At 30.7% G+C, this 12,122-nt stretch carries 16 protein-coding genes; 8 read left to right on the top strand and 8 right to left on the bottom strand.

Features of this window, described 5'->3' with window-relative positions; genetic code table 11:
- Window position 1: 1 nt before the first annotated feature.
- The 6 genes from JAO71_RS14365 to JAO71_RS14340 all read right to left on the bottom strand — a co-directional run bounded on the left by JAO71_RS14365 (window position 2) and on the right by JAO71_RS14340 (window position 4,520).
- Window positions 2–793, bottom strand: a complete 792-nt coding sequence (locus JAO71_RS14365) for a rhomboid family intramembrane serine protease (RefSeq protein ID WP_203001493.1) — start codon at window positions 791–793, stop codon at window positions 2–4.
- Window positions 794–796: 3 nt separating this feature from the next.
- Window positions 797–2,653, bottom strand: a complete 1,857-nt coding sequence (mutL, locus tag JAO71_RS14360; RefSeq protein WP_203001491.1) for a DNA mismatch repair endonuclease MutL — start codon at window positions 2,651–2,653, stop codon at window positions 797–799.
- 3 nt (window positions 2,654–2,656) lie between these two features.
- Window positions 2,657–2,938, bottom strand: coding sequence for a riboflavin synthase subunit beta (locus JAO71_RS14355; RefSeq protein WP_028607765.1), 282 nt, complete (start codon window positions 2,936–2,938; stop codon window positions 2,657–2,659).
- Between the two features lie 8 nt (window positions 2,939–2,946).
- On the bottom strand, window positions 2,947–3,165 hold the full coding sequence (locus JAO71_RS14350; protein WP_028607764.1) for a hypothetical protein: 219 nt from the start codon (window positions 3,163–3,165) through the stop codon (window positions 2,947–2,949).
- A 90-nt stretch (window positions 3,166–3,255) separates the two neighbouring features.
- Window positions 3,256–3,735: a 6,7-dimethyl-8-ribityllumazine synthase gene (gene ribH, locus JAO71_RS14345; protein WP_116823247.1), complete on the bottom strand. Its 480-nt coding sequence runs from the start codon at window positions 3,733–3,735 to the stop codon at window positions 3,256–3,258.
- Between the two features lie 8 nt (window positions 3,736–3,743).
- A complete protein-coding gene (locus tag JAO71_RS14340; RefSeq protein WP_054851576.1) occupies window positions 3,744–4,520 on the bottom strand; it encodes a tetratricopeptide repeat protein in 777 nt (258 codons plus the stop codon).
- Between the two features lie 134 nt (window positions 4,521–4,654).
- On the opposite strand from JAO71_RS14340, the gene recF reads away from it, so the two are divergent.
- From recF to JAO71_RS14320, 4 genes are all read left to right on the top strand, one after another.
- Window positions 4,655–5,734, top strand: coding sequence for a DNA replication/repair protein RecF (gene recF, locus JAO71_RS14335; RefSeq protein WP_116823248.1), 1,080 nt, complete (start codon window positions 4,655–4,657; stop codon window positions 5,732–5,734).
- A gap of 1 nt (window position 5,735) precedes the next feature.
- On the top strand, window positions 5,736–6,149 hold the full coding sequence (locus tag JAO71_RS14330; RefSeq protein WP_054851580.1) for a lipocalin-like domain-containing protein: 414 nt from the start codon (window positions 5,736–5,738) through the stop codon (window positions 6,147–6,149).
- 3 nt (window positions 6,150–6,152) lie between these two features.
- A complete protein-coding gene (locus JAO71_RS14325) occupies window positions 6,153–6,449 on the top strand; it encodes a DUF721 domain-containing protein (protein WP_054851578.1) in 297 nt (98 codons plus the stop codon).
- Between the two features lie 110 nt (window positions 6,450–6,559).
- The gene (locus JAO71_RS14320; protein WP_028281616.1) at window positions 6,560–6,751 is read left to right on the top strand and encodes a cold-shock protein; all 192 of its coding nucleotides are present in this window, start codon (window positions 6,560–6,562) and stop codon (window positions 6,749–6,751) included.
- Between the two features lie 171 nt (window positions 6,752–6,922).
- On the opposite strand, the gene JAO71_RS14315 is transcribed toward JAO71_RS14320, so the two are convergent.
- Entirely contained in the window at window positions 6,923–7,342 is a 420-nt protein-coding gene (locus JAO71_RS14315; RefSeq protein ID WP_028290520.1) for a nucleoside-diphosphate kinase, read from the bottom strand.
- A 142-nt stretch (window positions 7,343–7,484) separates the two neighbouring features.
- Between JAO71_RS14315 and JAO71_RS14310 the strand changes: the two genes are divergently transcribed.
- The 3 genes from JAO71_RS14310 to JAO71_RS14300 are packed head-to-tail and all read left to right on the top strand — an operon-like array spanning window position 7,485 to window position 10,265.
- Window positions 7,485–8,504: a DHH family phosphoesterase gene (locus tag JAO71_RS14310; RefSeq protein WP_116823249.1), complete on the top strand. Its 1,020-nt coding sequence runs from the start codon at window positions 7,485–7,487 to the stop codon at window positions 8,502–8,504.
- On the top strand, window positions 8,494–9,039 hold the full coding sequence (gldI, locus tag JAO71_RS14305; RefSeq protein WP_116823250.1) for a gliding motility-associated peptidyl-prolyl isomerase GldI: 546 nt from the start codon (window positions 8,494–8,496) through the stop codon (window positions 9,037–9,039). Before JAO71_RS14310 ends, gldI begins: the two co-directional genes overlap by 11 nt.
- A 17-nt stretch (window positions 9,040–9,056) precedes the next feature.
- Window positions 9,057–10,265 carry a peptidylprolyl isomerase gene (locus JAO71_RS14300; RefSeq protein ID WP_084561288.1) on the top strand — a complete coding sequence of 403 codons (1,209 nt, stop codon included), beginning with the start codon at window positions 9,057–9,059 and terminating at the stop codon, window positions 10,263–10,265.
- Between the two features lie 83 nt (window positions 10,266–10,348).
- On the opposite strand, the gene JAO71_RS14295 is transcribed toward JAO71_RS14300, so the two are convergent.
- Window positions 10,349–11,011 carry a class I SAM-dependent methyltransferase gene (locus JAO71_RS14295; RefSeq protein WP_203001488.1) on the bottom strand — a complete coding sequence of 221 codons (663 nt, stop codon included), beginning with the start codon at window positions 11,009–11,011 and terminating at the stop codon, window positions 10,349–10,351.
- 351 nt (window positions 11,012–11,362) lie between these two features.
- Here JAO71_RS14295 and JAO71_RS14290 point away from each other — a divergent pair, with 351 nt between their 5' ends.
- The gene (locus JAO71_RS14290) at window positions 11,363–11,842 is read left to right on the top strand and encodes a hypothetical protein (RefSeq protein WP_203001486.1); all 480 of its coding nucleotides are present in this window, start codon (window positions 11,363–11,365) and stop codon (window positions 11,840–11,842) included.
- The last annotated feature ends 280 nt before the right edge of the window (window positions 11,843–12,122 follow it).

Here is a 12,122-nt window from a genome sequence, read left to right as displayed (position 1 = left end):
ATTAGCTATCCCAACGGTTTTTATTAAATTGTGTTTTACGCCAATACCAAATAATAATGAATCCTACAATTGCTCCTCCAATATGAGCAAAATGTCCAACATTAAAACCAAATATAGAGCTTCCTCCTGCAATACCAGAATATATTTCATATGCCAATAATAAAGGTATAAAAACTTTAGCCTTTATTGGTATTGGCAGAAACAATAACATAAGTTCACTATTTGGATACATCATACCAAATGCTACCAATAATCCCATTATACATCCTGAAGCACCTAAACTTTCTTGATAAAAAATACGACTAACTTTCAGCCAATTATCTTCGCCTACAATATTAGACCATTCTGGATTATACTTTCCTTCATTCATAATACTAGTTAACATTTGTGTATCTAAGCCATTTTCAATTAAAGGAGAAATAATAGAATAAAAATTCACATAATCAATTATTAAAGGTAGAATCATAGCGCCTAAACCACATGAAAAATATAAAAATAAAAACTTTGTTTTACCTAAGTTTTTTTCAACTGCTGATCCAAACATCCACAAACCAAGCATATTGGAAAATATATGTAAAAAGAAAATTGATGGACCGTTACCAAAATTAACATAGCTAGCATGCATAAACATATGAGTAATAACTTGCCAAATTTTAAACTCATTATTTAAAGGAAAGTGCATGGAAAAGATAGCATTGAGATCAATACCATTCTTAACAAGAACTAATGTTGCAATCCAAAATAATACATTTATGATAATTAAATGCTTAACTGTATCTGTTATTTTAATCATAACTTACATAAATTTTTTATCTAACTCATCCACAGTCATTGTTATAAATGTGGTTTTATTAGTAGGTGACACGTTAGGTTCCTTACAACCAAACAATCGGTTTACTAAATGTTCTTGTTCTGGATTGGTTAACGTTTGACCTGTTTTTATGGCTAAACTTTTTGCCATAGATTTAGCTAATAAATCTGTTGCCGAAAAATTGCTGTCTGGCACTTCGTTTTCAACATCACTAATTAGCTGTTCTAAGATTATAGACACTTCGCTTTCTGGTACATTTACTGGTACACCTGAAATTAAAACAGTAGCATCTTTTATGGATTGAAATACAAACCCTGTAGATTCTAAATCTTCTTTTAATTGATTAATCAAGGCTATTTCTTGACTAGAAAAATGCAATTCTAACGGAAACAGTAATTGTTGGCTTACGCCTTCTTTTATAGTAATATGACGCAAAAAATCTTCATATAAAACACGCTGATGTGCACGATGCTGATCTATAACCAACATACCAGATTTAATGGTGCTTATTATAAATTTATTATTTAATTGGTAAGTAGTTTGCTTAGTTTCGACTTCATTTTCATTTTTAAAAATACTTTCATTTTCAGGTTGACTTTCAAAAGTAATTTCATTAAAATCTTTAGTCGTTTTAGTGCCTTTAGACTCTAAACCAACATATAAACTCTCCCAACTTGCTCCTGTATCTTTTTTAAAACTAGGACTAGCAATTGCTGTAGGTTTGGAAACTGGTGTGTCGTCTTTAAATGGATTAAAGCTTCGGTCTACCTCTACACTTGGCATACCTTTTTGCTCATAGCTATAAGGTGTATCCAAATTAGCATCACGATCAAAATCCAAAACAGGAGCAATATTAAATTGTCCTAAACTATGTTTTACAGCGGATCTTAAAATAGCATACAACGTATGTTCATCATCAAACTTAATTTCGGTTTTTGTTGGATGAATATTAATATCTATAGTTTGCGGATTAACCGTTAAGTTTAAATAATAACTTGGTTGTGCTCCATCTTTTAACAAACCTTCAAAAGCAGAATTAATTGCATGATTTAAATACGCGCTTTTAATAAAACGGTTATTTACAAAAAAGAATTGCTCGTTTCTAGACTTTTTAGCAAACTCAGGTTTACCAACAAATCCAGATATGGTTAATACTTCTGTGGTTTCTTCTACAGGTACTAATTTTTCGTTTGTTTTGTTTCCAAAAATATTTACAATACGTTGTCTGTAATTACTTTGAGGAAGATTAAAAGTCTCGTTACCATTGCTAAACATTGAAAACGCAATGGATGGATGTGCTAATGCAACACGATGAAACTCGTCAATAATATGTCTAAGTTCAACCGTATTTGATTTTAAAAAATTACGTCTAGCTGGTATATTAAAAAACAAGTGTTTTACTGACAATGACGTCCCTTTTGGTGTTACAATAACCTCTTGGGTTTTAACTTCACTACCTTCAATAACTATAGTCGTACCAAGTTCTTCGTCGTCTTGTTTCGTTTTTAGCTCAACATGTGCAATTGCAGCAATACTTGCTAAAGCTTCTCCTCTAAACCCTTTTGTGTTAAGTTGAAATAAATCGTCAGCAGATTTTATTTTAGAAGTCGCATGACGTTCAAAACTAAGTCTTGCGTCTGTAGCACTCATCCCTTTTCCGTTATCAATAACTTGGATTAGGGTTTTTCCTGCGTCTTTAATAATTAATTTAATGGAGTCAGAATTTGCATCAATTGCATTTTCAAGTAACTCTTTTACAACCGAAGCTGGTCGTTGCACTACTTCACCTGCAGCAATTTGATTAGCTACATGATCTGGTAATAATTGAATAATATCTGCCATACTTTAATTAGAGAAGAATATAGACAAATCAAAACCGATGATTAATAAAAATAAAAATATTAATACAGCTACGATTATCAGTATACGTCTATTGGCTGCTTTATCTGGACTATTTTTAAGCTCATCAAAAGCATTATTAAATTTTTGTTTAAAATTTGGATTTTCACCAACTGTTGTTCTATGCTCATCAAACTTATGTTTGATTTCATACGGATTACCTTCACCTTTATAAAATCTAGGCGAGTAATTAAACTTTTTATTTTTACGTTTAGATAGTAATCCCATAGCGTTATCTATTTAATTTTGGTGTTTAAGTACACCATTACAATCAACAAAACAGCTAACACACCAATAAGTAGAAACAATGTGTTTCCTTTTTTTGATTTTGAAGCTGTTCGTCTAGTTTCAGTCCAACTTGTATTTAAACTTTGTTTAAGTTTAGCTGCTGAGTTTTCGTCTTTTGAAAAACGAGACTGATAGTTAAATTTTTTATTTTGTTTTTGACCAAACAAGTCTAAGTAGTTTTTAAATGAATACTACTCAAAAATACTGAAAATACTATAAAGCTATAGGTTAAGAATGCTAAAAATTGTTAACAGTCCTTAAGCATTACTACGTAATTGGGCCATTTTTAATGCTGCAACTGCTGCTTCAACACCTTTGTTACCATGTTTACCTCCAGATCTATCAATAGCTTGTTGCATGTTATTATCTGTTAATAGGCAAAAAATAACTGGTGTCTCATCAATAACATTTAGGTCTTTAATACCTTGTGCTACAGCTTCACAGACAAAATCAAAATGTTTTGTTTCACCTTGCACAACGCTACCTATTGCTATAACTGCATCTACCATTTGGTTCTGCATTTTTTTACAACCATAAATTAGCTCATAACTTCCTGGAACATCCCAAATAGCTATGTTATCTTCATTTACACCATGTTGTATTAATGTGCTTTTGGCACCTTCTAATAAACCTTTAGTGATTTTTTCGTTCCATTCAGAAACAACAATCCCAAACCGAAATTGCTCTCCGTTTGGGATTGTTGCTTTATCGTATGCTGATAAATTTGTTGTTGCCATAGTATGTATTAGTTAGACATTGCCTTAGCTTTACCAATAAACACTTCTGCTTGAGTTGCTTCAGGTGAGCTTGGGTAATTGTCTTTTATTTTATTAAATAAATCTAATGCTTTTGATGCTTGGTTTAAATTTAAAGCAGTAATACCAGCTTTAAATAAATATGTTGGAGCAGTAAACTCGTTTTGACGTAAGTTAGCAGCTTCTATATAATAATCTAAAGCATTTTCTGCTTCTGTTAATTGCATAAAGGCATCACCAATTGCACCTTTAGCCATAGGAGCTAAAGTTTCGTCATCACTCTCAAACTTATCAAGATATGTAATTGCATTTTGGTAATCTTTAGTATTTAAATACGCCATTCCTGCATAGTAATTAGCTAAGTTTCCTGCAGCAGTACCACTATATTGGTCAGCAATATCAACCATACCTAACTTACCTTCTCCTCCTTTTAAAGATAACGTATATAAAGAGTCTTGTCCTACTGCTGCTGTTACAGCATCATTAAAGAATTTTTGTGCTTGATACATTTCATTCATTGCCTCACCTTGATTAGGCTTAACAACAAATTGTTGATATCCTAAATATAGCAATGCTACAGCTGCTACAGCACCAATGATAATAAAAATATTTTTCTGATTTTTCTCTACAAATTCTTCTGCTTTGTTTGCAGATTCATCTAAAGTATCAAAAACCTCAGCTGTTGTTGATGACGATGTGTCTTCAACCTCAATTTCCTTTTCTACTTTTGTTTTTGGTTTGTATCCTCTTTTCTTGTAAGTTGCCATATTAATTTTATTAATGCGCACAAAAATATAATTTTTCTTCAGAAATAAAAGGTTATTTATTTGATATTTTTCAATAATTTGCACATCCTTACAAGGCTATCGCATTAAAAGCCTTCCCTTTTAGAAATAACTCTATGATTTTAAAGTCTTTATCACTATTAAACTATAAAAATTTTGACTCAAAAACCTTTGCATTTAATGAGACTATTAACTGTTTGGTAGGTAATAATGGCGTCGGAAAAACTAATGTATTGGATGCAATCTATCATTTATCCTTTGGTAAAAGTTACTTTAACCCTGTCGCATCGCAAAACATTAAATATAATGAAGAGTTTTTTGTTATAAATGGCGAATATGATAAAGATAATAAAACCGAAAACATAGTTGTTAGCCTAAAAAAAGGACAAAAAAAGGTTATCAAACGAAACACTAAAGCTTATGACAAATTTAGTGATCATATTGGTTTTTTACCTTTAGTCATAATAAGTCCAGCAGATAGAGATTTAATTATTGAAGGTAGTGACACAAGACGTAAGTTTATAGATAGCGTTATAAGCCAAAGTGATAAAAACTATTTAAGTAGTCTTATTAATTACAACAAAATACTATCGCAACGTAATTCGTTATTAAAATATTTTGCAGCAAACCACACTTATAATAACGATACCATAGAAGTTTACAACCAGCAATTACAATTATATGGTACCGAAATTTTTGAAAAACGCAAGCAGTTTTTAGAAGACTTTATTCCGTTATTCAAAGCACGTCACAAGGCTATAAGCAACAATAACGAAGAAGTTAGCTTAAATTACAAAAGTGACCTATTTACAAGCGATTTAGAGCAGTTACTAAGAAAAGCCATTAACAAAGATAAAGCGTTACAATATACTAGTGTAGGCATACATAAAGATGACTTAGAGTTTAATATTGGAGACTATCCTATTAAAAAATTTGGTAGTCAAGGCCAACAAAAATCGTTTTTAATTGCTTTAAAATTAGCTCAATTTGATAGTATTAAAGCGCTAAGTGGTGATAATCCAATACTACTTTTGGATGATATTTTTGATAAATTAGATGAAACACGCGTCGCCCAAATTATAAAACTTGTAAATGACGAAAATTTTGGTCAGATTTTTATAAGTGACACACATGCCGAACGTACAGAAAATGCAGTAAAACAAGTACACCAATCTTATGAAATTTTTAAACTTTAACATGAAAAAATCCATCTATATAGTATTATTACTTATACTTAGTTGTAGTAATAATCCTGAACAATTTAAACAACATATTACTGGATATTGGGAGATTGAAGAGGTAATCCTTAAGGATGGCACAAAAAAACAATACACTATAAATGAAACTATAGATTATATTGAAATAAATAACGACTCGGTTGGATTTAGAAAAAAACTAAAACCTAATTTTGGAGGCACTTACCAAACCTCAAAAAATCAAGAACAATTTATATTTAAGATAGAAAACGATAGTCTAAATTTATATTACTCAACTCCATTTGCTAAATGGAAAGAAACTATATTAAAAGCAAGTAATGACAAATTACAAGTCATAAACCAAAATAAAGATTTGTATTTATACAGACGTTACACACCAATTACACTAGATTAAAACATGGCAAAACGCAGCAACAATTTACTTAACATATCTGAAGCATTACAAGATTTTGTTACCGAAAATAAACTTGAAAAAGGACTTGACAAAGTTAATGTTAGAGACGCTTGGTCTAAGTTAATGGGTAACGGAATTAACAATTACACCACTGCAATTGAGCTAAAAAGAGACACCCTCTATATACAACTAAGTTCTAGTGCTTTAAGAGAAGAATTAAGTTATGGTAATCAAAAGATAATTACCATGCTAAATGAGGAATTAGGAAAGGAAATTATTAAAAAACTGGTTTTGAGATAATTAAAAATAGAAATGCTAAATATTTTTTTTTGAAATAATTTAAAAATAACGTTTAGTTAATATTATTAATTCTATCTTTGACACTATTATTAACAAATTTTTTTATTACAATGGCTCAAGGCACAGTAAAATTTTTCAATGATTCAAAAGGATTCGGTTTTATAACTGAAGAAGGATCAGACAAAGACCATTTCGTACACATCTCTGGACTTATCGACGAAGTTCGTGAAGGTGATGTTGTAGAATTCGATTTACAAGAAGGAAGAAAAGGAATGAACGCAGTAAATGTAAAAGTAGTATAATTATATATTTTCTATTTAAACCATTACAAAAAAAGCCTTTCCAATTGGAAAGGCTTTTTTCGTGGCACACCTTATTACTCAATTACTTTTAAATTTATTTTTGAGTAATGTAAAAACAAAAAAAATCCAGCATACGCTGGATTTTTTTATATAATCTATAGTGTTTTATACTTAAAACATTTCACGTCCAGAAAAATGGAAAGCACCTTCAATAGCTGCATTCTCATCACTATCACTTCCGTGTACTGCATTTTCTCCAATAGAAGCTGCATATAATTTACGGATAGTACCTTCTGCTGCATCATCAGGATTAGTAGCACCAATTAAAGTTCTAAAATCTTCAACTGCATTATCTTTTTCTAAAATAGCAGCAACAATAGGTCCACGTGTCATGTACTCTACTAACTCACCAAAGAAAGGTCTTTCGTTATGTACAGCGTAAAATGCTTCAGCATCTTGCTTAGTCATTTGTGTTAACTTCATTGCAACGATTCTAAAACCTGAAGCGTTAATTTTTTCTAAGATTGCGCCAATGTACCCTTTTTCAACAGAGTCAGGCTTAAGCATTGTAAATGTTCTGTTAGTTGCCATTTTTTAATTTTAATGTTATCTAATGTAATTAATTACAACCACTGTAATTGTTATAAAGTAGCTGTTAATTTTGTGCAAAAGTACGCCATTTATTAAGAAAAACAATACAATCCAATATTAAAAAATTGTATCTTCGTTGGCTATGACAAAACAAGACATTACAGCCATTAATCAGTTATTGGCAACACCTAAAAAAATTGTAATTGTAAGCCATAAAAATCCTGATGGAGATGCTATTGGTTCTAGTTTGGCTTTATTTCATTATTTAACAAAAACTAATCATCTAGCGACTGTTATTGTCCCTAATGATTATCCAGATTTTTTAAAATGGATTCCTGGTCAAGATTTAATATTAAAATACGACAGTCAAAAAGAAGATAGCGAACAAAAAATAGCTGAAGCTGATATAATTTTTACGTTAGACTTCAACGCGTTTCATCGTGCTGGAGACATGGTAAATGTACTAGCTAATAGTCAAGCATTAAAAATCATGATAGATCATCATCAACAACCTGATGATTACGCTAAATACACATATAGTGATGTTACCATGAGTAGTACATGTGAGATGATTTATAATTTTATAGAGTATTTAGACGGTTTACCTGTTATAGATAGTAATATTGCTACAGCCATTTACGTTGGTATCATGACAGATACTGGCTCTTTTAGATTTAGGTCTACAACTAGTGCTACACATAGGATTATAGCCAATTTAATAGACAAAGGTGCAGACAATACTTTTATACACAATCAGGTTTTTGACACCAATAGCTATAATAGATTACAACTTTTGGGCTGCGCCTTAAGCAACCTTAAAGTAATACCAGAATCTAGAGCTGCATTTATAACATTGTCTCAAAAAGAATTACAGCAATTTGATTACAAAAAAGGAGATACAGAAGGTTTTGTAAACTATGCTTTATCTTTAAACAATGTAGTATTAGCAGCTATATTTATTGAAGATTTACAACAAGGCATTATAAAAATATCTTTAAGATCAAAAGGTGATTTTTCTGTAAACGAAATGTCAAGAGCGCACTTCCAAGGTGGTGGACATACTAATGCTGCAGGAGGAAAAAGCGATGTAGATATTGCTAAAACTGTTGAAAAATTTATTAGTATCTTACCGCAATACAACACAGCATTACATGAAGCATAGTTTAATTATATTAATAATTACAGGTTTTACGGTTTTAGGATGTAAATCTCCTGAAGCCAGAAAACCAGTAACAGTTAGTAGTGGCTCTTTTATAGATGAATCTATTGAAAGAAATAAATCTTTAAATCAAAAAGAAACTAAAGCTATTGAAGCAATTATAGCCCAACAACCAGAAAAAAACTACCAAATATCAGGTAATGGTTTTTGGTATTATTTTGATACTAAAATTGAAAGCGATAGCTTATCTACACCCAATTTTGGAGACAAAATTGTATTTAGCTATAATATTAAGGATTTAAAAGGAACAACTATATATAGTAAAGAGGAACTTAAAATACAAAAGTATGCAATGGATCAAGAAGAGTTATTTTCTGGTCTACGCGAAGGATTAAAATTAATGAAGGCTGGCGAGAGTGCAACTTTTATTTTTCCGTCGCAAAAAGCATACGGTTATTATGGAGATGAAAATAAAATAGGAATTAACCTTCCTATAATTTGCGAAGTTTCAGTATTTTCGATTAACCAAAAAGAATAGATATAAACCCAAAACAAATGAACAAATTAATTAAAACAATGAAACTATTATTTATTGCCTTAATGGTCAGTTTAACAAGTAGCTCTTGTCAAGATAAACACCAAGATTTGGAAGATGGTCTTTATGCCGAGTTTGTGACTAATAAAGGTACAATGGTTGCCAAATTATTTTACGAAAAAGTACCAGTTGTAGTCGCTAACTTTGTAGGATTAGCAGAAGGTACACACCCTAAATTAGCAGATTCTTTAAAAGGAAAACCATTTTATGATGGTATTATTTTTCATAGAGTTATGGACAAATTCATGATTCAAGGTGGTGACCCAACAGGAACAGGAATGGGAAGTGCTGGTTATAAGTTTTTTAGCGAGTTTGACACAAGTTTAAGTCATGACAAAGCAGGAATCTTATCTATGGCTAATTCTGGTGGTTACAATACAAACGGAAGTCAATTTTTTATAACCGAAGTACCAAAACAAAATCTTGATGGTTTTTACGCAGATGGTAGCTTAAAAAACTGTAATGGTCGCGTAAGTTGTCATTCTGTATTTGGAGAATTAGTTAAAGGATTAGAAGTACAAGACAGTATCTCTAATGTTGCCGTTAACCCAAAAAACAAACCTTTAGAAGATGTTGTGATTCAAAAATTAAATATAATACGCAAAGGTGATGCAGCTAAAGCATTTGATGCAGCTAAAGTATTTACAGAACAAGAACCATTATTACCTCAAAAATTGGAAGAGCTTAAAGCTAAAGAATTAGAGCGAATTAAAGAACAATCAAAAGAAGCAGCTGCTAACTTTATTAAAAAACATGCTGATTTCCCTGGAGAAGTTAAAGAGTTTCCTACAGGAATGGTTATGATATTAGACGCTAAAGCAGATGGTATTAAACCAAAACCTTCTGACCGTGTTTTAATTGATTGTACTGGTCTTTTTGAAGACGGAAGTTTTTTCTTTTCTACAATAGTAGAAGACGCTAAAAAATACAACAACTACAATGAAGATGCTGAAAAGCAAGGTGCATATAATGCATTTGCTATGCCATATAACGAGTCTGCTACTCTAGTTCCAGGATTTAGAGAAGCAATGTTAAATATGGATATTGGTGATAAAGCTAGAATTTTTGTACCAAGTTATTTAGGTTACGGAGCTGCTGGACGTGGTCCAGTACCACCAAATGCTAACTTAATTTTTGATATAGAATTAGTTGGTTTAGATAAAAAATAAACACTATTTACAATAATAAAAAAAGCACTCTTTTCAGAGTGCTTTTTTTATTATCAAAACTTAAAGATTAACTACATTCTATTTTAAAAAACTTGATATAAAGTTGTCACAATAAGACCTTTATTGTGTTTTAAAACATGTGACATTAATTGTGTTTCTGAGGTTACTTTAAAATTAAAAGGTGCTTCTAAAATATTTAAACCACTCTTCTTTTTTATTCTAATACCTTGACCAGAAATAATATCTAAGTTTGGTACAAACGCCGAATTTGGAAGATGTTCGGTTAGAATAATGTATTTATATTTTATTAGTTTTTTAAGTACATTTTTCACCTCTGTATTAGATAAATGCTGTAAAACTTGTCTAATAATGGCACAATCTCCATCAAGCAATTCATCAACTGCAATATCCAAACATTTAAAATCTAAATGTTCAGCTTTATATTTAGCTTTATTATAATCTATTAAATTTTCAACGATATCTATTGCATGATATGTCTTTGTAAAAGGAACTAAATGTTTCCCAATATTAAAATCTCCACAACCTAAATCACAAACCGCTAATGGTGTTTTAAACGATTTTAAAAAGGTGAGCACAACCTCTAAATAAGGACTAATAATTTCTGGATCATGAGACCCTTCTCCAGAATAAAACTGGGTGTTATTACTTCCCCAAAGTTTCATTTCATAAACCTGCTCCATTGCCTTTTTAGTTGGCCAAGGTTGTTTTGTTCGTGTTTTTGTCATTAATAACAAGTAAAATTTTTATTAAAAACTATTTTACTAACCTTATAACAAACCTACAAATAAGTAAAAAAACATTTAATGTTAGCGCCAGTTTATTTTATAAAAATTAAGTAATTAAATACAAGCACCTATCTAAACACAAAATAAACAATGGCTAAAAACACTTAGTTATACGTATTGAATTTACAAGTGCATTATTATAATTTAGCTATCAATAAACAACAATAATAAAAAGACAATTATTTGATATAAGTCACAAAAAGTTGTCATAACGGGAAATTTAACCCCAAAAACAACTATATTAGTTGTCATATAACCAGTTGTGCATAATATAGACAAACAGATCGCTGAATGAAAAAAACTATAATCTTAATAACACTATTTCTTCTAATCGGACTTAAAATCAATGCGCAAGAATTGACTTGTTCGGATTTTAAAATCGGAACTTTCTACATTCCAACGAGTGATGAAATGAAAAAATATAAAATTACTTCAAATGACAGTATAAGTGAAATGACAGCCGAAAGAGACCTAAATGTTAATCGTTATGTTGTTATCCGAGAAAAAAACTCTCAAACCGAATGGAAAAACGGAATCGGAAACGGAAACCCAACTTATGAAATTCTTGAATGGATTGATGATTGTACTTATCGATTAACTTACGACTCTTCCAAAGGAGAAATGGACGAAATGACTAAATGGGTAAACGAAAATAACGGAATTGTTGTTTCTAAAATTAAAATTGAAGGAAAATGTTTATTTTACAATGCAACAATGACAACGAATGAAGGACAAAAAATTTCACAAGAAGGAGTTATTTGCGTAGAATAAATACTATGCACAACAATGCATATATTTTATTGCTAGGTTCTAGCCTGCTTACGAATATTCCTGCGGAATATTCTATTCGGTTTTTATTTGCTAACTTAGTGACTTAATCACGCAACAAACCATATACTAAACCGTTAGCATACATTTGAAATGTGAACTTTCCTGAAATAGGTTGACTAAAAATTAAGCAATTAATTACAGTCACTTATGAAAACACAAAATGAACACTGGCGAAAAAAAAGCTACCAAAAAGCCACTTTAGAAACCAAACTTTTAGTCG

The sequence above is a fragment of the Olleya sediminilitoris genome (genome assembly GCF_016785945.1).
GTDB classification, from domain to species: Bacteria; Bacteroidota; Bacteroidia; order Flavobacteriales; family Flavobacteriaceae; genus Olleya; species Olleya sediminilitoris.
The sequence above is the reverse complement of the archived record's forward strand: the minus strand, read 5'-3'. Positions and strand labels throughout refer to the sequence as shown.